The sequence below is a fragment of the Rhodococcus sp. USK10 genome (assembly GCF_019378875.1).
Lineage (GTDB): Bacteria > Actinomycetota > Actinomycetes > Mycobacteriales > Mycobacteriaceae > Rhodococcus_F > Rhodococcus_F pseudokoreensis.
This window is the reverse complement of record NZ_CP076048.1, coordinates 755,898-775,908: the sequence shown is the minus strand read 5'-3', so window position 1 is coordinate 775,908 and position 20,011 is coordinate 755,898. Positions and strand designations below refer to the sequence as shown.

General features: G+C 66.1%; 19 protein-coding genes and 2 pseudogenes. 15 read left to right on the top strand and 6 right to left on the bottom strand.

Going from position 1 to position 20,011, the window contains the following annotated elements:
- Positions 1 to 10 precede the first annotated feature (10 nt).
- The gene (locus tag I1A62_RS10430; RefSeq protein ID WP_219458661.1) at positions 11 to 1,384 is read left to right on the top strand and encodes an MFS transporter; all 1,374 of its coding nucleotides are present in this window, start codon (positions 11 to 13) and stop codon (positions 1,382 to 1,384) included.
- A complete protein-coding gene (locus tag I1A62_RS10425; RefSeq protein WP_124393192.1) occupies positions 1,381 to 2,067 on the top strand; it encodes a pyridoxamine 5'-phosphate oxidase family protein in 687 nt (228 codons plus the stop codon). Before I1A62_RS10430 ends, I1A62_RS10425 begins: the two co-directional genes overlap by 4 nt.
- Here the strand turns inward: I1A62_RS10425 and I1A62_RS10420 are convergent.
- On the bottom strand, positions 2,055 to 2,924 hold the full coding sequence (locus I1A62_RS10420) for a LysR family transcriptional regulator (RefSeq protein ID WP_124393191.1): 870 nt from the start codon (positions 2,922 to 2,924) through the stop codon (positions 2,055 to 2,057). The two genes, I1A62_RS10425 and I1A62_RS10420, sit on opposite strands and share 13 nt — an antisense overlap.
- Positions 2,925 to 3,054: 130 nt before the next feature.
- Between I1A62_RS10420 and I1A62_RS10415 the strand changes: the two genes are divergently transcribed.
- Genes I1A62_RS10415 through I1A62_RS10405 form a run of 3 tightly spaced genes read left to right on the top strand, consistent with a single transcriptional unit; the run spans position 3,055 to position 6,252 of the window.
- Positions 3,055 to 4,089 carry a nitronate monooxygenase family protein gene (locus I1A62_RS10415; protein WP_219458660.1) on the top strand — a complete coding sequence of 345 codons (1,035 nt, stop codon included), beginning with the start codon at positions 3,055 to 3,057 and terminating at the stop codon, positions 4,087 to 4,089.
- A complete protein-coding gene (locus I1A62_RS10410; protein ID WP_219458659.1) occupies positions 4,089 to 4,988 on the top strand; it encodes a LysR substrate-binding domain-containing protein in 900 nt (299 codons plus the stop codon). The genes I1A62_RS10415 and I1A62_RS10410 overlap by 1 nt, the downstream gene beginning before the upstream one ends.
- A 28-nt stretch (positions 4,989 to 5,016) precedes the next feature.
- Entirely contained in the window at positions 5,017 to 6,252 is a 1,236-nt protein-coding gene (locus I1A62_RS10405) for a YbfB/YjiJ family MFS transporter (protein ID WP_124393188.1), read from the top strand.
- On the opposite strand, the gene I1A62_RS10400 is transcribed toward I1A62_RS10405, so the two are convergent.
- Positions 6,180 to 7,904 (bottom strand): CdaR family transcriptional regulator, encoded by a 1,725-nt coding sequence (locus tag I1A62_RS10400; protein ID WP_225858204.1) that lies wholly within the window; start codon positions 7,902 to 7,904, stop codon positions 6,180 to 6,182. The genes I1A62_RS10405 and I1A62_RS10400 overlap by 73 nt on opposite strands.
- A 51-nt stretch (positions 7,905 to 7,955) precedes the next feature.
- Here I1A62_RS10400 and I1A62_RS10395 point away from each other — a divergent pair, with 51 nt between their 5' ends.
- The 6 genes from I1A62_RS10395 to I1A62_RS10370 all read left to right on the top strand — a co-directional run bounded on the left by I1A62_RS10395 (position 7,956) and on the right by I1A62_RS10370 (position 13,840).
- The gene (locus I1A62_RS10395) at positions 7,956 to 9,254 is read left to right on the top strand and encodes an alpha-hydroxy acid oxidase (protein ID WP_257890786.1); all 1,299 of its coding nucleotides are present in this window, start codon (positions 7,956 to 7,958) and stop codon (positions 9,252 to 9,254) included.
- Between the two features lie 152 nt (positions 9,255 to 9,406).
- On the top strand, positions 9,407 to 10,174 hold the full coding sequence (locus I1A62_RS10390) for a transporter substrate-binding domain-containing protein (protein ID WP_257890785.1): 768 nt from the start codon (positions 9,407 to 9,409) through the stop codon (positions 10,172 to 10,174).
- 11 nt (positions 10,175 to 10,185) lie between these two features.
- Positions 10,186 to 11,121, top strand: coding sequence for an amino acid ABC transporter permease (locus I1A62_RS10385; RefSeq protein ID WP_124393186.1), 936 nt, complete (start codon positions 10,186 to 10,188; stop codon positions 11,119 to 11,121).
- Positions 11,118 to 11,882: an amino acid ABC transporter ATP-binding protein gene (locus I1A62_RS10380; RefSeq protein WP_124393185.1), complete on the top strand. Its 765-nt coding sequence runs from the start codon at positions 11,118 to 11,120 to the stop codon at positions 11,880 to 11,882. Before I1A62_RS10385 ends, I1A62_RS10380 begins: the two co-directional genes overlap by 4 nt.
- A gap of 57 nt (positions 11,883 to 11,939) precedes the next feature.
- Positions 11,940 to 12,323 carry a RidA family protein gene (locus tag I1A62_RS10375; protein ID WP_219458657.1) on the top strand — a complete coding sequence of 128 codons (384 nt, stop codon included), beginning with the start codon at positions 11,940 to 11,942 and terminating at the stop codon, positions 12,321 to 12,323.
- Positions 12,324 to 12,595: 272 nt separating this feature from the next.
- Positions 12,596 to 13,840: a reverse transcriptase family protein gene (locus tag I1A62_RS10370; protein WP_124393183.1), complete on the top strand. Its 1,245-nt coding sequence runs from the start codon at positions 12,596 to 12,598 to the stop codon at positions 13,838 to 13,840.
- 16 nt (positions 13,841 to 13,856) lie between these two features.
- On the opposite strand, the gene I1A62_RS10365 is transcribed toward I1A62_RS10370, so the two are convergent.
- On the bottom strand, positions 13,857 to 14,603 hold the full coding sequence (locus I1A62_RS10365) for an SDR family oxidoreductase (protein ID WP_124393182.1): 747 nt from the start codon (positions 14,601 to 14,603) through the stop codon (positions 13,857 to 13,859).
- Positions 14,604 to 14,724: 121 nt separating this feature from the next.
- Between I1A62_RS10365 and I1A62_RS10360 the strand changes: the two are divergent.
- A pseudogene (locus I1A62_RS10360) lies at positions 14,725 to 15,602 on the top strand (NADPH-dependent oxidoreductase).
- Between the two features lie 12 nt (positions 15,603 to 15,614).
- On the opposite strand, the gene I1A62_RS10355 reads toward I1A62_RS10360, so the two are convergent.
- Positions 15,615 to 17,123: an FAD-dependent oxidoreductase gene (locus I1A62_RS10355; RefSeq protein WP_219458656.1), complete on the bottom strand. Its 1,509-nt coding sequence runs from the start codon at positions 17,121 to 17,123 to the stop codon at positions 15,615 to 15,617.
- 148 nt (positions 17,124 to 17,271) lie between these two features.
- Between I1A62_RS10355 and I1A62_RS10350 the strand changes: the two genes are divergently transcribed.
- Positions 17,272 to 17,889, top strand: coding sequence for a TetR/AcrR family transcriptional regulator (locus I1A62_RS10350; protein WP_219458655.1), 618 nt, complete (start codon positions 17,272 to 17,274; stop codon positions 17,887 to 17,889).
- Between the two features lie 8 nt (positions 17,890 to 17,897).
- Here the strand turns inward: I1A62_RS10350 and I1A62_RS10345 are convergent, their stop codons facing one another.
- Positions 17,898 to 18,251, bottom strand: coding sequence for a hypothetical protein (locus tag I1A62_RS10345; RefSeq protein WP_308340764.1), 354 nt, complete (start codon positions 18,249 to 18,251; stop codon positions 17,898 to 17,900).
- A 70-nt stretch (positions 18,252 to 18,321) separates the two neighbouring features.
- Positions 18,322 to 18,501 (bottom strand): annotated as a pseudogene (locus tag I1A62_RS10340) (ABC transporter substrate-binding protein); the annotation flags it as partial.
- A gap of 113 nt (positions 18,502 to 18,614) precedes the next feature.
- Here I1A62_RS10340 and I1A62_RS47185 point away from each other — a divergent pair.
- Complete coding sequence (locus I1A62_RS47185; RefSeq protein WP_219458654.1) at positions 18,615 to 19,085, top strand: YbaK/EbsC family protein; 471 nt, start codon at positions 18,615 to 18,617, stop codon at positions 19,083 to 19,085.
- Positions 19,013 to 19,561 carry a hypothetical protein gene (locus I1A62_RS10330; RefSeq protein WP_219458653.1) on the top strand — a complete coding sequence of 183 codons (549 nt, stop codon included), beginning with the start codon at positions 19,013 to 19,015 and terminating at the stop codon, positions 19,559 to 19,561. Before I1A62_RS47185 ends, I1A62_RS10330 begins: the two co-directional genes overlap by 73 nt.
- The last annotated feature ends 450 nt before the right edge of the window (positions 19,562 to 20,011 follow it).

The window sequence follows — 20,011 nt, the reverse complement described above, 5'->3', positions numbered from 1 at the left end:
AGGATTCCCCATGACCAGCCAGTCCGTTTCACCACCTGCTCTCGCGAGCGGTGTAGCGAAGAGCAGTCTTCGCAAGATCATCACCGCGTCCAGCGTCGGAACGTTGATCGAATGGTACGACTTCTACATCTATGGCAGTCTCGCCGTCGTGTTCTCAGGGATGTTCTTTCCCGAAGGAAACGGAACCGCAGCACTACTCGTCACGATCGCCGCCTTCGGAACGGGCTTCGTCGTACGCCCCATCGGCGCAATCGTGTTCGGCAGAATGGGGGACCGGGTCGGACGCAAGAAGACGTTCATGACGACGTTGCTCATCATGGGCGGCGCCACCACGATGCTCGGACTGATGCCCACCTATGCCCACATCGGAATCCTGGCGCCGATACTGCTGGTGACGTTGCGGCTGCTGCAGGGTCTCGCGATCGGCGGTGAGTACGGGGGTGCCGTCGTCTACATCGCGGAGAACTCGCCTTCGAAGAAACGCGGAGCCGTCACGAGTGTTCTCCAAACCACCGCGACCGGCGGTCTGCTGCTGTCGATCGGCGTCATCGTGCTCTGCCGGGTCGGGTTGGGCGAGGAGGCATTCGACTCGTGGGGCTGGCGGATCCCGTTCCTCCTGTCCGCGGTCCTGGTGCTCTTCTCGCTGAAGATCCGCATGAAGATGCACGAGTCTCCGGTGTTCGAGGAGATGCGACGGACCGGAAACCTCTCGCGTTCACCGATCAAGGATGCCGTCGCGCACAAGCCGTCCTTTGCGTTGTTACTCGTCGTGGTCTTCGGGGTGACGGCCGGTCTGGGGGTCGCCTGGTACACGAGCCAGTTCTACACGCTGTACTTCCTGCAGACGATCTTGAAGATCGACTTCCTCACAGCCAATGTCTCCGTCGGGATCGCACTGGTCATCGCGACACCGTTCTTCGTCCTCTTCGGAAAGCTGTCCGACAAGCATGGACGGACCCGGATCATTTTGTGCGGACTGGTCTTTTCGGCAGCCGGCTACCTCCCGCTGTTCGCGTGGATTCGACACGCCGCCGTCCACGGCGACCAGCTCCAGATGGTCCTGGCGCTGACGATCCAGGTCGTCTTCGTCACCATGATCTACGGGCCCACGGCGGCCTTCCTGTCCGAGTTGTTCCCACCGCAGATCCGCTACACCGGACTGTCCCTGGCCTACCACGTCGGGACCGGTGTGTTCGGTGGCTTCACCCCTCTGGTGGCGCTCTCGCTCAACACCGCGACCGGGAACGTCCTCGCCGGACTGATCTATCCCATCGCGGTCACCGCGGTCACCGCAGTGGTATTCGTGCTGACGTTGCGGCGGGGAGTCGACAGCCCGATAGTCCGGCGGGCGTGGAAGCAGATCGATTCCGAGTGCTCGTCATGAGCCACCCGACCCGGTACGGTGCGATCGCGTTCACCGCCCCGGTGGCCGAGCGGCAGAAGGCGACGGGAAGCATCCACTGGTACGGGCGGAGGCGTGCGCAGGGCGAAAACGTCGGCAGGCCCGACGAACTCGACACAACTGTGACCGCACTGATCCGGGCCACCGACTCGTTCTTCCTCGCGACGGTGACGCCCTCCGGGTGGCCGTACATCCAACACCGGGGTGGACCGCCCGGCTTCGTGCACGTGCTCGATCCCTCGACGATCGCGCTCGCGGATTATTCGGGAAATCAGCAGTTCGTCACGATCGGCAACCTCGACGAGAACGACGCCGTGGCCCTCTTCTTCATCGACTACCCCACCCGCACCAGAGTCAAGGTTTACGGACGAGCCGAGGTCGTCGAGCGTGCCGACGATCCGGATCTCGTCGCCAGGCTCCTCACCGCGCCCGACGGGGTCGTGAAGGCCGGCTGTGACCGCGCGCTCGTCGTCCACGTCGAGGCGCTGGACCGGAACTGCACGAAGAACATTCCCGCGAAGTACGGCGAGGCGCGGATGCGGGAATCGCTCACGTTGGCCCGCAAGGGATTGCAGGGCGAAATCGATATCCTGAAATCCCGTAATGCCGACCTGGAGCGGGAGATCGCGCAATTGCGTGACGGCGGTGACGGTCAGCGCCGTTGACGGACGGTGGCGCCGCCGGGTGGGGGAGAGTTGCGGATCGCGGCGTCCCGCAGAACTCGCAGGAGCGGCGTCACCCGGTTGCGGCGGTACACGAACCTCACGACCGCGGGCGGCGCACCGACCAGCGGGATGAACCGGACGTTGCGGTGGTTTACCCGCCGCCGGGCGACTTCCGGAACCGTACCCACACCGCGATCCGCAGCGATCAGTTCGAGCCACTCGTCGAAGTTCGAGCACGTCACCACCGGGCCGTCGTGGTTCGGCCACAAATCCTCGGACGTGGTGCCGCTGAGGGTGTTGATGACCAGAGGAAGTGTTCCGAACTCCGCCCAGTCGATGGACTCGCGGCCCGCGAGAGGCGAGGCAGCGGATACCGCCGCGATCCGCTGCTCCTCGAACAGCGGATGCTGCACGAACTCGTCGCCCGGGACGTCCCGGCGGACGACCGCGGCGTCCACGGTGGCGTTGTTCAGCGCGGCGATGGGGTCGTCGCAGCGACGCGGAACCACGGTGGCGCGGGAGTTCCTCTCGACGTCGTCGATCACCTGCTGCGCCCACGGATCGGGGAGGAGCCAACTGAAGCCCAGGGCAAGGGTTCGGGTGGTGTACAGCGCCACCGCGGAATCGAGATCACCGAGAATGACGCGCACCTTCTCGACGAACCCGGCGCCGTCCTCGGTGAGGGCGAGCGCACGCGAGGTCCGGTCGAACAACCGCACGCCGAGCGAGGCCTCGAGTTGCTGCACCGTTCGGGTCAGCGCCGGTTGCGTGATGTGGAGCGCGGTCGCCGCGGCGGTGAACGAGCCCGCCTCGGCGACCGCCACGACCGCTCGCAGATGCCGCAGTTCGATGGTCATAACTGCCAAGCATAGATCCAGCCGAAACGGCATTTCCGCTCCCCGATGCGGCGGTGCACGATGGTGGACGGAAGCGTGAGAAGGGCGTGAACCTCGTTTCGTCACGCACCCATCCACCGAAAGGATCCTGGTGTTCGATTTCGAGGAAGACCTCCGAATTCCCATCGTCGGGGCGCCCATGGCGGGAGGGCCGAGCACCCCCGAACTCGTTGCTGCGGTCTCGTCCACCGGCGGCCTCGGTTTCCTTGCGGCCGGGTACAAGAGCGTCGACGCGGTTCGCCATGAGGTCGACGCGGTTCGCGCTCTGACGGACGCACCATTCGGACTCAATCTCTTCGTCCCAGGCCGTCCCCTGGCCGACCGCGCGGTCGTGGAGACCTATCGGGAGCGGTTGCAGCCGCTCGCCGAACGCCGGAACGTGGTGCTGCCCGAGGTCGTCGACCACGACGACGATGCGTTCGACGCCAAGGTCGACCTCGCGGTCGAGCTCGCCATGTCCGTGGTGTCCTTCACGTTCGGCCTTCCGCCGCGAGGCGTCGTCGATCGGTTGCACGCTGCCGGCACTGCCGTCGTGGCCACGGTGTCGGATGTCGACGAGGCACGGTCGGCCGCCGAGCGGGGCGTCGATGCGATCTGTCTGCAGGGAGTCGACGCAGGCGGGCATCGGGCGACGCTCGATCCGGACGCGGAGCCGGACCCACGTCCGACCCGGGAATTGGTCGAGGCGGCCCGCGCCGCGGTCGACCTTCCCGTGGTCGCGGCGGGCGGGATCGCGACGGGCGCAGACGTTGCGGCAACACTCGAAGCCGGTGCCACTGCCGTGCAGATCGGTACCGCTCTCCTCGACGCCGACGAGGCAGGGACCAAACCCGCCCACCGGGCCGCGTTGCACGACGCCCGCTTCACCGACACCGTCGTCACCCGCGCGTTCTCGGGTCGTCCCGCCCGCGGCCTGGTCAACGATTTCATCACCGACTTCGATGCCTACGCGGTGACGGCCTATCCGCAGGTTCACCTGCTGACCAGTGGGCTGCGGGCCGCGGCGGGCGCCGCGGACGATCCGCAGGGCCTCGCCCTGTGGGCCGGCGTCGGGTATCGCAGTGCCCGGTCGGCCCCCGTCGAAGAGATCGTCCGGGACCTGTGGAGAGAAGCGCGGGACGTCTGATGGACATCGGCGACCTGAGCTTCTTCCTGGCCGTGGCCCGCGCCGGGGGAATCTCCCGGGCTTCGAAAGAACTTCTGACGGTGCAGTCGAACATCAGCTCACGGATCCGGGCGCTCGAGGACGAACTCGGAGTGGAACTGTTTCGACGCCATGCGCGCGGAGTGACTCTGACAAACCCCGGCGAACGTCTGCTGCCGTACGCCGAACACATCACTCGGCTCGTACGCGAAGTGACGCAGGTCGTCGGCGACGACCTGGATCCTTCCGGACGACTCGCGATCGGGTCGATGGAGACCACCGCGGGATTGCGGCTCCCCGGGGTGCTGGCCGCCTTCAGCGAGGAATGCCCCCGAGTCGACTTCACCCTGACGACCGACACGACCGACGCCCTCACCACCCAGGTGCTCGAGCATCGACTCGACGGTGCGTTCGTCTGCGGACCGGTGCGGCATCCGGACCTGGTCTCCGAGCAGGTGTTCGTCGAGCAATTGGTGCTGGTGAGCGGCGTCCGCCTCGCGGATCTGGACTCGGTGCCTGCCGACGGACGGCGGCACAAGGTCCTCGTCCTCCGCGCAGGATGCGCCTACCGCGCCCGACTCGAGCGACTCTTCGAGCAGCACGGTCTGCCGGGCCCGGACGTCCTCGAGTTCGGAAGCCTCGAGGGCATCCTCGGGTGCGCGGCCGCGGGAATGGGTGTGACGCTGCTGCCGCTGGGCGTGGTGACCGCGTCTCCGTTGGCGTCGGCCGTGAAAGTGCATCACCTCGCGCCGGCCGACGCGCGCGCGGAGACGCTCTTCATCCGTCGGAAGGACGCCACCACGACCCCTGCCCTGTCCCGGTTCCTGTTCCACACCCACGAGTCCAGCCGCCCGGCCTCGCTGAGAGCCGTCGCTCGCTAGCGCTGCGAATGTCTTTGAAAGAGAACGTATGAACGCAATTGGTAGCGCCGAAGGTCTGGTCACGTTCCGCACGCCGACATCGCCGTGGGTCACGGTCGGCCAGGTCGGGGCTGCATTGGCGGCGAGTATGGGCATCGGACGGTTCGTCTACACACCCGTACTTCCGCTGATGGAGGCCCAGGCAGGATTGACACCGTCGGCGGGCGCCGCTCTGGCGACCGCAAACTATCTCGGATATCTCATCGGGGCGCTCGCCGGAATCGCCTTACCCGGGATGATGCGCTCGGCGGCAACCCTGCGTGTCTCGCTGCTCGTCCTGACCCTCACGCTGGCGTTCATGCCGGTGGCATCGAACGAAACCTTCTGGGGCGTGCTGCGATTCATCGCAGGAGTCGCCAGTGCGATGGTGTTCGTCATCGCTGTCGGCGCCATGCACTCCACGCTGAGTGGGCACGCGGAACACCTGTCGGGCTGGGCGTTCGGCGGAATCGGGGCGGGTATCGCCCTGTCCGGGCTCGTCGTCCTGATCCTGCGGTCGATGGGCACGTGGGAGTCGGTGTGGTGGGCGGCTGCGCTGCTGACCCTGATCTGCACCTTCGCCGCGTGGACGCTCACACCGGAACGCGCTCCCATGGCGCCGACGGTGGAGCGCCGAAAATCGCCCAAGAGGAAGCGCCGCTGGTTCAGCATGCTGTTCATCAGCTATTCCCTCGAGGGCGTCGGATACATCATCGCCGGCACTTTTCTCGTCGTAGCGATCGACCACACCGCAGGCAGCGTCGCCGGCAGTGGCGCCTGGGTGATCGTCGGGCTCGCGGCGCTACCGTCCGCTCCACTCTGGGCGTTGCTCGGCCGGCGATGGTCTCGCCCGATCCTGCTGGTGACCGCCCTCGTCGTTCAGGCCGCCGGCATTGCGCTGCCTGCGGTGGCAGACGGCATCTGGGCCGCCCTGATCTCTGCCTTCCTGTTCGGGGGAACATTCCTCGGCATCAGTCAGATGTCGCTGACGATCGGCGCTCACCTCCAGTTCCCACGCGCGGTCGCGATCTTGACGAGCGGATACAGCCTCGGTCAGATCGCGGGCCCGCTCGTCGTGACACCACTGCTGTCCGACGGCTACCACCTCGCCCTGCTCGTCGCCGCGGGTATCGTTCTGGCGGCAGCACTCACCGCCACGCTACTTGCGTCCACTCACATGAGGTCTGTCGAAACGAGTCGGAGCCACAGCCACAGCCGCGTGGTCGGATTGTCGAAGTCGATCTGAAACTCTTCGGCGAGACGGGTGATCCGGTACCGAATGGTATTGCCGTGGACATGTATTCGGTCAGCCGCCTTGGACACGTTCGCGTTCGAATCGAAGTACGCACGTAGAGTGATCAGAAAGTCGGTGTGATGGGTGGCGTCGTACGCCCGGATCGCATCGATGACGTCGAACTTGTCCAGATGCTTCTCGGTTATGTACTTACCGATCTCCAGTAGGTTGAGCTCGGTCCAATAGTCTTCGAACACAGCCGCTGCCGGGGCTTGAGGTGTCGGATTCTCTCGCGTGACCGACTGTTGGTGCATCAGGTACCGCAGTGTGCGCAGCGCCTCGGTCCGGGATCGAGGTAGCTCGCTGATCTGCTCGGCGATCCCGCCCACAGCGGAGACGACGGGATGCGCGCTGATCGTCGTCGCGTAGGAGCCGATGTCACGAATGACGCGACGGTGGGCTGCACGGGGAGAGTCGCCTGCGCAGGGCAACAGCGCATACACGACCGAGTCGATGAGGGCGCTGTACGCACTGCGGAACTGGACGTTGCACGTGACGGTCACGAGCTGCAGTAGCCGATGTTGCTCGCGCATGGCGTCGAGGCTGCCGCCGTTCGGATGGGTGAGGGCGAACGCCGCGATGGCGAATCCGTCGGTGAACTCGAGACCGAGTTGCGCGGCGGCGAACGAGGCCCGGGCCGGATCGTCCATCAACGTCCGCATGAGATCGGCGTTGCGTCGTTCGGTGAAATCGGAAGCGGACCGGGCGTGAAGCATGTGCAGTCCGGCCAGCGGCGCCAGCCTGTCGAGCGCATCGAGGGCCGGTTGGCGGCGTTCACCTCCGGGATCGATGATCCAGATCGATCCGAGCAGTTCCCCGCCCGCCCGGACCGCGAGCGCCAGCCGGTCCGCGATCCCGCTGGGCGACTGCACGAACAGTGCGGCGGTGGAGGAGTAGACGACCTTGAAATCGGCGTCGAGGGCTGGAGGTGTCCGCTCCTGCAGGGTCAGAGTCGTCTCGCGCCGTAGGTCGTCGATCGGCTGGCCCGGCACCGTGGAGTATCCGAGGATGCGGCCCGAAGGATCGACGATGCTGGCGGCGCCATTGGTTATCGAGGCAACGGCGTTGGCGAAGGCGAACAGATCGCCCAGGCGCACGCCCGATACCGAATCGACCGCAGCACCCGCGACCGCTGTTCGTGCCATCGCGATCAGTCGTGTCCAATCCGCGTCGTCGCCGACGACGAGCACGGGAACGTCGTGACGACTGGACGCGGCCCGCAGGTCCTCGATCGGTGTTCCTCGTGCTTTGACGATCACTGCGGCGGCCTCGCCGTCGGCGGCGTGGACGAGTACCCGCTCGAATCCGGCGGACCCGCAGGACACCCCCATCGCGAGGACGACGGTGTTCCTGACGTTCGCCTGGTCGTCGAGTGCGTCGTAGAGCTGTACGTCGGCGACGGGACGGCGGAGATTCTCGGCGGTCGGGTTGACGTGCAGTAGATCTTCCTGCACCAGCCTGTTCCAGGCTGACAGCGCGATCGGCGCAGGTGTCGTGTCGCGATGACGCAACGACTCCTCCGTGCGATCCATTTGGAACATCTTACAAGCATTATTTTCGAGCTTGGAAACTCCTCCATATGAACCAGGTGAGGTCTGGATCACTATTGGTTCCACCCCGCGCACCGGGTGTCAGCACCACTTCGAGGAGTCCCGATGAAACTCAGAGATATCAGGTCGTTAGTGAATGTCGAGGGCCCCGCTCGGTCCGCGTCACAACGCCTTGCACGGCGATGCCACAGCATCGAAGACGTACGAAAGCTGGCTGCCGCCCGTCTGCCGCTGAGCATCTTCGACTACATCGAGGGCGGCGGCGAGGACGAAGCGTCGGTCCGCCGCAATCGTTGCTCGTTCGACGACTGGTCCTTCGTGCCACGCTGGGGCGCGGTGGAGAACCTCGACCTGGCGTCGACTCTCCTGGGCAAGCCGGTCGCCATGCCGTTGATGCTCTCACCCACCGGTGGAACACGACTCTTTCACCCGGAGGGCGAACTCGGTGCGGCGCGTGCTGCTCTCGCCGCGAATGTGCCGTACGGTCTGGCGCACCTGAGTACGACGCCGATGGAACTGGTCAGCGCGCAGACCCCGGGCCTTCGTCGCTGGTTCAACATCGAACCGATGGCGGACAAGGGCATGCTCCAGGCGATGCTCGACCGGACAGCGAACGCGGGATACGAGGCCCTGCTGGTCAACGTCGATTGCCGAGCGATCGGTCATCGCGAACGCGACTACCGCAACGGCTTCACTGCACCCCCGTCCCTGAAACCGCGGACGGTCGTCGAAGGGGCACTCCATCCCGTATGGGCGTGGAGGTTTCTGCGCAACGACGCGATCGCTTTCCCTAATCTCGACGGAACCATCGCGGAGGGGCCGCTGGCGAGCACGCCGGATATGTGGCGAACCCTGCTGTCGGGTTCCTACGAACCCACCGATTGGGACACCCTCTGCGACTTGCGCTCCCGATGGAGCGGTCCGATCGTCCTCAAGGGGTGTGTCAGCGCCGACGATGCGGCGATCGCCGCCGACATCGGGATCGACGCCATCCAGGTCAGCAACCACGGCGGCCGGCAACTCGATCACATGGCCTCCCCGCTGGACGTTCTGCCGGAGATCGTCGAACGCGTGAACGGTCGGGTCGAGGTCATCGTCGACGGCGGCATCCGCCGTGGCTCGGACGCGATCAAGGCGCTGGCGCTGGGGGCGACCGCGTGCGCGATCGGCCGTCCCTACCTCTACGGCCTCGCGGCGGCGGGCCAGGAGGGTGTTGCGCACGTGCTGCGGATCTTCGCGGAGGAGATGACCCGAACGATGATGCTGCTGGGGGTGTCGAGCATCAAGGAACTGCAGGACAGCGGGCCGTCCCTCGTGAGGAACCGCCACTCCGCCTTCGCCCGCTCGACGAACGCGTCCACCGGACCGCGCACGGCCACCCCGAAGCGGAAGTCCTCGTCATGACGAGTCGTCCCGGAGGCTACTCTCACCGATTCCTGTGTGCCGGCGCACTCGCCGCCCTTCTCCTCTCCACGGTTGGTTGCGGTCGGCTCGAAGAATTTGCGGACCCGCCGGCCTCGGCTCCCGTCGAGGGTGACAGCACGCCGTCGCTTGCGGTGAACGAATCGGCCGTCGCACTGCTGCCCGGTTCGGTGTCCGCACGGCACACGCTGCGGGTGGCGATCCCGACGAACGAACCTCCTACCCAGTTCTATTCGGAGGGCACCCGGTACATGACGGGCACGAACCCCGACATTGCGAGACTCATCGGAAATGCCCTGAACCTGGATGTCGACATCAAGGTTGTCAATTTCGACTCCATCATTCCCGGCATCGCTGCCGGACGCTACGACATGACGGTGTCCTCGATGACGCCCACCACCAAGCGAATGGCGGCAATGGATTTCGTCGACTACATGCAAATGGGGAATGCCATCGTCGTCGCGAAGGGAGCGGAGCCCGTCACGAGGGACACTCTCTGCGGCAGGAGAGTCGGCGTCCTGACGGGCTCGTATCAGCTCACCGTCAACGTTCCGGCCTACGAGCAGGACTGCGCGGCCGCCGGCAAGCCGCCGATCCGGATCGGCCAGTTCCAGGACACGCGGCAGGCGATCTCTGCGCTGGCCAGCGGCCGGCAAGATGCTGTGCTGGCAGACTCACCGATCCTCGAGTACGCCACGGCCAACAATCCGGCAATCGAGGTGTCGGACACGTTCGACTACACCCCCGTCGCGGTCGGCGTGACCAAGGAACCGGCACTCGTCGACGCCGTATCCGCTGCACTCGACTCCGTCATCGCCGGCGACGCGTACCGGGAAGTCCTCGAGAAATATGGTGCGGAGTCCGCGATGATCACCCGAGCTCGCGTCAACGCGGCCCAATAAGGAGACCTACCATGCACCAATTGGCCTCGCGAGACGCCTTCCCTCCGCCGTCCGCGGTATCGGCGTTCCCGGAGACGTCCATCCCGGTTGTGCCACTCAAACATCCTGTCCGGCAAACATTCGGACTGGCACTGCTCATCGTCGCAGTGGCGGTGACGTGGAACGTCGCAACCAACGACCGGTTCCATTGGAATGTCGTGTCGTCCTATCTCTTTGCGCCGGAGATACTTCGAGGAATTGTTCTGACAATCGTCCTGACGATCGTGTCGATGACCGTCGGTATTTCGCTCGGAACGCTCCTTGCCGTCATGCGACTGTCGGAGAACCCGATCGTCAGTTCGATCAGCCGGGGCTACATCTGGTTCTTCCGGGGAACTCCGCTCCTCGTCCAACTGATCTTCTGGTACAACATCGCAGCCCTGTATCCCACCATCTCGATCGGAATCCCTTTCGGGGGACCCGAATTCATGATCGGTTCCGTCAACACGCTGATCACGCCACTCGGGGCCGCCCTCCTCGGGCTGTCCCTGAACGAAGCGGCCTACATGGCAGAGATCATCCGCGGTGGCATCGGATCGGTGGACAACGGCCAGTACGACGCGGCTCAGGCGCTGGGAATGAACAAGACTCAGCTGATGCGCCGGGTCATTCTTCCCCAGGCGATGCGTGTGGTGTTACCGCCGACGGGGAACCAGGTGATCTCGATGCTGAAAGGGACCACCCTCGTCAGCGTTCTGGCGATCTCCGATCTGCTGTACTCCGCGCAGATCATCTATTCGCTGAATTACCAGACGATCCCGCTGCTCATCGTCGCGAGCCTGTGGTATCTCCTGATGACCACCATCCTGAGCTTCTTCCAGGACAAGCTCGAGAAGCGCTACGCGCGCGGTTTCACCGCGGCGGTCACCCCCGCACGCCGTCGATTTGCACTGGGAAGGGCGAAATGAACACCGTCATGGTGAAAGCAGAGGGAGTCCGGAAGCGATTCGGTGCCACCGAGATCCTCAAGGGCATCGACCTCAGCGTCGAGCGTGGCTCGGTGACCTGCCTCATCGGACCGTCCGGATCCGGGAAGACGACCTTCCTGCGCTGCATCAATCACCTCGAGAAGGTTGATGCGGGCCGCCTGTACGTGGATCAACAGTTGATCGGCTACTCGGAACGTAATGGCCGGCTTCACGAGATGAAGCCCCGCCAGACGGCACGGTCTCGACTGAATGCCGGCATGGTGTTCCAGCGCTTCAACCTGTTTCCGCACATGACCGTGCTCGAGAACATCGTCGAAGCCCCGATCCACGTTCTCGGCAGACCCCGCGACGAGGTGACGGCGGAGGCACACGTGCTGCTCGATCGTGTCGGACTGGGGAACCGAGGTCAGGCATACCCGCGGGAGCTGTCCGGGGGGCAGCAACAGCGGATCGCGATTGCCCGCGCCCTGGCGATGAAGCCCAAGTTGCTGCTCTTCGACGAGCCGACCTCCGCGCTCGACCCGGAACTCGTCGGTGAGGTACTGGACGTGATGAAGTCCCTTGCGGAAGCTGGTATGACCATGGTCGTGGTTACCCACGAGCTGGGGTTTGCCCGCGAGGTCAGCGATCAGATCGTCTTCATGGATCAGGGTGTCGTCGTCGAGGCGGGCCCGCCGGCCGAGGTTCTGGGGAATCCGCACCAGGAGAGGACCCGCGCGTTTCTCTCGAAGGTGCTGTGAACACCTCACCTGCCCGCCCGCGACCGATAGCACCGAACGATCAGGATGGAGATGCACATGAACAGGCAACAGATCAGCACAGAACATGCACCCAGCCCCGCAGGGCCCTACTCTCAGGCGATCATTGCCGACGGGGTCCTGTACACAGCAGGTCAGACGCCCCACCACCCGGATACGGGGGAGCTCGTCGGCTCCACCATCGAAGAACAAACGGAACAGGCGATGCGCAATCTCGCGGCCGTCCTCGAATCGTGCGGCTCGGACTTCTCGCGCGTGGTCAAAGCGACCGTCCACCTGCAGAATCCGGCGCGAGACTTCACCGGCTTCAACGAGACCTATGAGAAGTTCGTCTCGCACCCGTACCCGGCGCGGACCACCGTCGGATCGCATCTCGGTGACTTCCTGGTCGAAATCGACGTCGTCGCCCTGTGTCCCCGCTGACCGGGTCGATGGCGCACTCCGACCGGCGGAGTCGCTCGATGCGAAATCAGGACCGATAGGGCCCGCACGGCAGAGATCATGTGGCATTCTCACGAGGTGCGACGGTGCAGAGGGGAGAGTGGTGTGGCCGGTTCGCCGGCCGCGACCACGTCAGGGGTAACCCCTGGCTCGACAGTGTTCATCGGAGACACCGTCCGACGCGCGACCGCATGCTCCGCGTGCTCCGGCGCGCCGCAGACGACAGATATCGGTCACCTCGCACCGTCGCACGCATGACGGCCCGCCCGGCCCTGCCGCCCGAGGTCGCTCGTCGCCTCGCGGCGGTGGCGATCGACGGAGCCTGGACCAGGGCCGGCCTTGTCCTCCGCTTCGAGGAAACCGGAGTGCCGGACGCCGGCCGGATCGCGACACGGCTCCACGACCTCATGCCCACGCCGCCGATCGACGGCGCCGACAGCGTCTTTCGGCTGCTGTCGGAACTCCCGCTGATCGAGCGAGCAGAGCCGATCGTCGACGAGGTATCCGGCAACGACTGGAGGTTCGACGTCCCGCAGTGGTCGCGCACCGCCGCGGTCGCCGAGGCGGTCGGACTCACACTCGCCGAACTCGACTGGTTCGCCGATCCCGGCGGGTGGCTGCGCACGAAGGCGCCGCCGTTGCAGCACTACCGCTATCGGATCCGGTCGGACAACCGCCTGCTCGAAGCGCCCAAGGAACGTCTCCGAGAGGTGCAGCGCCGGATGCTGCGGACCGTCCTCGACCGCGTTCCGCCTCATGCGGCGGCGCACGGATTCGTCCGAGGTCGCAGCGTCCACACCTTCGCCGCTCCGCATGCGGGGCACGAGGTCGTGGTGCGCATCGACCTTCGCGCCTTCTTTCCCTCGGTTTCGCAGACGCGGGTGCGGGCGGTCTTCGACACACTCGGCTATCCGACCCGGGTGTCCCGGGTGCTCGCCGGGCTCTGCACGACGTCGACCCCACCCGGTGTCCTCGCGCAGCTTCCGTTCGACGCGGCGAGCCGGCTCCGGGGTGCGCACCTACCTCAGGGAGCGCCGACGTCGCCGGCTCTCGCCAATCTGGTTGCACACCGGCTCGATCGCAGGCTGACCGGACTTGCGCGCGCCCACCGCGTCGACTACACCCGGTATGCCGACGACCTCGCGTTCTCCGGCTCGGATCTGGCGGTGGATCGACTGATCCACGCCGTCGGCAGGATCGTGGCGGACGAAGGTTTCGCCGTCCACCCCGGCAAGACCCGGGTGATGCGAGCACACCGGCGCCAGCACCTGGCCGGGCTGGTGGTCAACACTCGTCCGCAGGCGGCCCGCGCCGAGTACGACGACGTGAAGGCACTGCTGTTTAATTGCGTTCGGCACGGACCGGATTCGCAGAATCGCGACGGCAGACCGCACTTTCGCGAGTACGTCTACGGACGCATCGCCTGGGTCGGCGAATCGAACGAGAGCAGGAAACGTTCGCTGCACGCACTGGCCGCCCGCGTCGACTGGGCGCGGTAAGGCCGCCGGACCGCGGTCAGCCGCGGCCGACGAACGGCATGCGGGAGGCCATGATCGTCAACGTCGGCACGGTGACGTCGAGGGGGAGTTCGACCAGTCGGGTGACCGCGTCCGCGACGTACCGCGGATCGAAGGTGGGTTCGGCTCGCATGGACCCGTCCGCTTGGCGCGCGGAGTGGCTGATGCCGGCGGTCATGGCGGTGTCGGCGTTTCCGATGTCGATCTGGGTGCAGCAGATGTCGTGGTCGCGTCCGTCGAGTGCGATCGACTTGGTCAACCCCGATACCGCGTGTTTGGTTGCGGTGTAGGCGACGCTCGCGGGTCGGGGTGTGTGCGCCGACAGGGAGCCGTTGTTGATGATGCGTCCGCCGCGGGGTGTCTGCGCCTTCATCATTCGGACTGCTTCGCGCGAGCAGAGAAAGACCCCGGTGAGGTTTGTGGCAACGGTCCGGTCCCAGTCCTCCGGTTCGATCTCGTCCACTGCGCCGGAGGGGCCGAAGGTACCCGCATTGTTGACGAGTACGTCGACGCGGCCGAACCGTTCGGCGACGGCGGCGAAGAGGCTGTGCACGGACGGAGGTGAAGAGACGTCGGTGGGCACAACGAGCGCGTGGTCGTGCCCGTGCGCTGTCTGATCGAGGGCCTCTCGTGTCCGTCCGGTCAGCACCACGTGGTGTCCGGCATCGAGTAGTCCGGTCGCGATGGACCGCCCGATTCCCGAGCCCGCACCCGTCACGACGATGACCCGTTCCGTCACGTTCACTCCTCAGTTCGATCGGTAACGCATGGTTCACGACCAACTGATGGTAACCATCGAACTGTCGTCGATCGCCGGTGTTCGACAGCGGCTGTTCGCCGGGCGGTTTTTGGTCCCCGCAGGAATCATGGTGCGCCGAACCCTGGAGTGGGGGAGCGGAGTCGGGTTTCCTGTCCCGGTGACCATCGCAGACATCGCACCTCGTACCGCACTGCAGCAGCGCTACTGGGACCCCGCCCTCACCGAACCCGCCCAGTGGAATCCGGTTCTGGAAGCCCTGCATTCGCACCGGTCGGTTCGCAACTACCTGCCCGATCCGCTGACCGACGAGACCCTCGACGTCCTCGTCTCGGCGGCACAGTCGGCCGCCACGTCGTCGAACCTCCAGGCGTGGAGCGTCGTCGCGGTCCGCGACCCCGACCGAAAGGCTCGCCTGGCCGCCCTTGCCGGCGATCAGGCCCACATCGTCGAGGCCCCGGTCCTGCTGGTCTGGCTCGCCGACTTCGCCCGCGTCCGCCAACTCGCCGGCGACCGCGGCGCGCCGATCGAGGGCGCCGACTACCTCGAGAGCAGCTACCTCGGGTTCATCGACGCCGCCCTGGCGGCGCAGAACGCCGTGACCGCGGCGGAGTCCCTCGGCTTGGGGACGGTGTTCATCGGCGCAATCCGCAACAAGCCCGAGGAGGTCGCCGCGGAACTCGGGCTGCCTCCCCACGTGTTCGCGGTGTTCGGACTGGTCGTCGGGCAACCCCATCCGGACGCCGACGCCCAGATCAAGCCGCGTCTGCCCCGACAGGCCGTGCTGCACCCGAGACGTACGACCTGCCTGCCCAGCGCGAGCACGTCGACGCCTACGAGGGGCGCATTGCCGCCTTCTACGGCACCCAGCAGCTCGAGCATTCGTGGACTGCACGGGTTCTGGACCGACTCGCCTCGGCAGCACGGTTGAACGGGCGCGATCGGCTCAAGGAATCGCTGATCCGACTCGGGTTCCCCCTGCGCTAGGAGCTGTCGACGCTATGAACTGGCGCCTTCGGAAATTCGAACCGCTGTGTCCGACGGGGCCGGCAGGGCCTGGATCGCGTGGCGGAGTGCAGCGCCCGGTTCGGTGCCTGCCGGCCACCATCCGGCCGTCGACCCGTCCGGGCGGGCCAGGAGTGCCCCGCCGTGGGGGATGCCCATTCCGCGGGCGGTGATGGCGTCGAGGTCGTGGACGACGAGCGGCGGCCCGGAAAGCGAGGTCGCGGCGCGCTGCCACGACGCGCTCGGGCGCGTCGTGAACAGCGTCAGCCCGGGTCCGAGCAGGTCGAGGGTGGACACCGTGTGGGCGTGGGAGGGCAGCCAGACGTGCGGGATTCGGCCGCCGAGGTCCGCAGGGAGTTCCTGCGCGGCGAGCCGGGTTCCGCCGTGCGGATCGGCCGAGCGGGCCACGTTGTGCGCGGCCACCGGTCGGCGTTCGGTTTCGTAGGTGTCCAACAGCTGCGGTCCGGTCCAGCCGCGCAGTACCCAGGCGAGTTTCCATCCGAGGTCGTGGGCGCTCTGGATCGCGGTGTTCATGCCGGTGCCCCCGCGCGGCGTGATCTGGTGCGCCGCGTCGCCGGTCAGGAACACGGCGCCGTCCCGCCAGCGGTCCGCGAGCTGCGCCGCGAACGTGAAGGTCCCGATGCGTTCGATTCGCGGCTCCAGGTCGGCCAGTCCGCTGCCGAGCCGGATGAGGCGGGCGGCCTGATCCTTCGTCGGACTCGACACGAACTGCCGGGCGAGGTCGTGCTCCACGCCGTACACCCATCGGTCACCGCGGCCGGCCGGGACGAAGACCCCCGCGGCGTCGGGGTGGGTGACGGCGTAGATGCAGAAGCGGCGGTCGCCGAGCAGTTCCCACAGCGGGGCGCGGAATTCGGTTCCGATGGCCTGGGACAGCCGGCCCGGCCCACGCATGGCGATCCCGAGGGTATCGCGCACCGTGCTGCGCGCGCCGTCCGCCGCGACGAGGAAGCGGGCGTGGACGGAACGGGTTTCGCGGCTTTCGACGTCGCGCAGTGTCACCTCGACACCGTCGGACCGGTGGTCGAGGCCGGCCACCTCGGTGCCCATTTCCACCCGCGCGGTGCCGAACGACCGTAGGTGGTCGAGCAGCACGGGCTCGAGGTGATCCTGCGGAACCGAGGCCGGGGCGGTCGGGCTGAGGACCGCGCTCTGTTCACGCGTCGGGAAGCTCGTCAAGTGTGCGTCACCGGCCGCGGTGAGCGTGGGACCGACCCATTGCTTCCATTCGACGTCCACCCCGCCCGCCCGAATCTCTTGTTCCAGGCCCCAGGAACGCAGCAATTCCATCGTGCGGGTACTGACAGACGCCGCCCGCGGCAGCCCCGAGGGGGCCGGTCGCCGCTCCACCACCACGACCTCGAGCCCGTGGCGAGCCAGGGTGATGGCCGCGGTCAGTCCCGCCGGTCCCGCACCGACCACGAGCACGGGCGTGGACGCCGGGGGACTCTGCGGGCGGGGGGTCGTGCCGATGCTGTTCATGACGTCAGCTCCATCGTCGGAAGGCTGGTTGTACCGGTACCAGGAAGGTGTTCAGCCACTTCCCAATTTCGCCGGACAGTATGTCTTTCGATTACCAGCCTGAACTTCACGAGACGACATGTCAAGTGAAAATGTTAGAGTGACGCCTGTGGCGACCAGAAAGTATGAGCAGCGCCTGCGTGCGGAGGCGGCCGAGGAAACACGACGCAGCATCCTCGACGCGGTCTACGAGCGGCTGCGGGCAGCGCCGGCTACACCGGTGAGCGTCGACAAAGTGGCCCGGACGGCGGGTGTCTCCCGCTCCACCGTCTACCTGGTGTTCGGTTCACGAGCTGGGCTCTTCGACGCACTCACCACCGACTTGTGGTGGAACCGGGCGGGGTTCCAGGGGGTGGTGGACGCGGTGGAGCACTCGGACGCGCGCGAGCACCTGCGCGGCGGGATCGACGCGGGAGTCCGGGTGTTCGCAGCCCACCGCGACGTCTTCCGGACACTGTTCTCGATGGCTCAACTCGACGCGGATGCCGTCGGCGGGGCCATCGAGCGGATCGAGGAGAACAGGGCCGGGGGGATGGTTCACCTCGCCCGGCGGCTGGCCGAGCAGGACGTCCTGCGGCCGGACGTCACCGCCGACGAAGCCGCAGACCTGCTCTGGCTGCTGACGAGCTTCGACAGCTTCGATCAGCTCTACACGGGGCGCAGCCTGCCCGTCGACGAGGTCGCGCGCATCCTGATCGCCACCGCCGAACGGAGCCTCTGCCGGTGAGCGGTGCGTCACGCCGGGTCGGTGGCCCTGCGGGGTTGGCGGCGCTGGTGAAACCGAGCACGCTGCAGATCCAGGAGCGTCGCGCTCTCGGCATCTGCTTGCTGCTGTCGACGGGCAATTCCGACCCGAACGGCGGTCGTACGTCGGTGAAGTTCCGCCGCCCGGCCGTCGGCGTTCTCGTCGTCGAGAAAATGGGCGGCCGCGCGATCGCACCGAATCAGCAATTGTTCGTAGGCGAGGCGCGCCGGCGCTCGCTCGTCGAATTGCGTGATCGCGATGTCCTCCACGAATTGCAAAGGGATGCGCAGTAATTGGTAATTCATTCGCAAAAGTGTCATCGGAACGCCGCGCAATGTTGTCACGATCGGGGATGCTAGCCCTCGTGGCCGACGTGTGTGCAGCGTTTCGCGATCGCCGGGTGGTCAATTGGTATCAATCACGGTAGGTGGGTATGGGCGGGCCGGCCACCGGACCGAGCGGTGCCGCAAGCCAGCGGTTGTAGAGACGCATCCAGGTGCCGTCGGCGCGCACTCGTTCGAGAGTGCCGTTGACCGCCCGCACGACGTCGTCGTGGTCCTTGTTCACACCGATGCCGTACTGATCCAACTGCAATCGTCGAGGTCCCGGACGGCGACGATCGTCGCGGTCGGCACCAGCCGCTGCACGGCAGGCGAGTGCCTCGGGGCGGGTCCCGGCGTCGCCTGCGTGTGCTTAGGTACCCGGTCATGCCGCACCTGCGACTGCTCGTGCTGGCCAGTGGAGCGCACCGCGTGAACACCAAATTGGTCGCGACGACCCTTCGGGATCGAAACCATCACCCGGGCAAAGCGGACCTTCGTCGTCGAATCGCCAGGACAACAGATCGGCGGGTCTCGCCGATCGGGCACCCACAGCCCCTGCGGACCATTCTCGACGCCGACCTGGTCCGGCATGATCTGCTGTGGGCCGGCGGTGGAGACCCCACACCATGTTCTGCGCGACCTACGCCGAACTGCTGGAACTCACTTCCGCCACAACAGCACCCGTCAATATCTGCTGATCTGGATCGCTTGACGCCCACGTGGGGAGTACGGCCCGCGATGCGGGTCACGCGGTCTGCACGCGGGCCTGACAGAATCACCACGTGTCATGGAATCAGCCAACAATTACCGGATGGACGGCCCGGATCAACGACGACCTGTCCTCGGTCACGCTGATCGATCCGTCGCATATCACTCGCGCCACACTGCGCCCCGGCCCTGGTGACGAGTTCACCGCCCACTTCTCCCGCCTCGCGCGAGAATCCCTGGCCGAGCGCATTGACCGCTACGGTGCCGCGCTACGTAAAGGCGTACCGGCATCCCTGGAACTGGCCGACGGAACCACCGGGGCCGTCACCGACCAAATGCCCGGAAAGATGCGCCGCAAATATAAACGAGCCGAAATCACCCTCCCCGGCCGCGCATACACACTTCGGCACACGTCCGGCCGCAAGGCGACCGTTGAGCGCGACGGAGCACCGCACGCAGAACTCGTCCGCGGGCGCGGACTCCGCTCCATCAGCGTCACGCGCACCACCCACACGCACACCGACCACCTCGACGAGCTGATCCTGACCCTCTTCGAGAAGGTGATTGTCCCCGGCCGCGGCGGCGCCATCGACGAATTCGTATCAAGTCTCAGCGGAGTCTGAGTACTCGCAGCGTGGTTGGGCGACGTCCAGTTCGACTTATGGGCCATGTGCTTCGTCGTCGCGCGTGTCAGCGTACTGCCCAATGCGTACTGGGGTCGTCTGCGGAGGGCGTCGAGCGAACAGAGTCGCGCCGACGGCTGGAGTGTGTATTTCGTAATCAATTGCTGAGGGTACGGACGCCCATCTGCATCGGTTATGGTTTCCGTGCAGTTCCAGACGTCACGACTCGGTACAGATGTGATCCGGCGCACGCTGTGCTCGGAACTCTCATCGCCGAGTGCGTCAAACCTGACGCACTTGATACTGCAGAGGTAGAAGCATTTTCGGGGGTGGTGGGGAATCGATGTTCGGGGGCGAGTCGCGCGTTGGAGCCCGGATCATCGTGTTGGCCTGCCCAGATAGGCAATAGCTTGAGATGTCGAGAAGCGATCTCAGGTGACCTTTCTGACT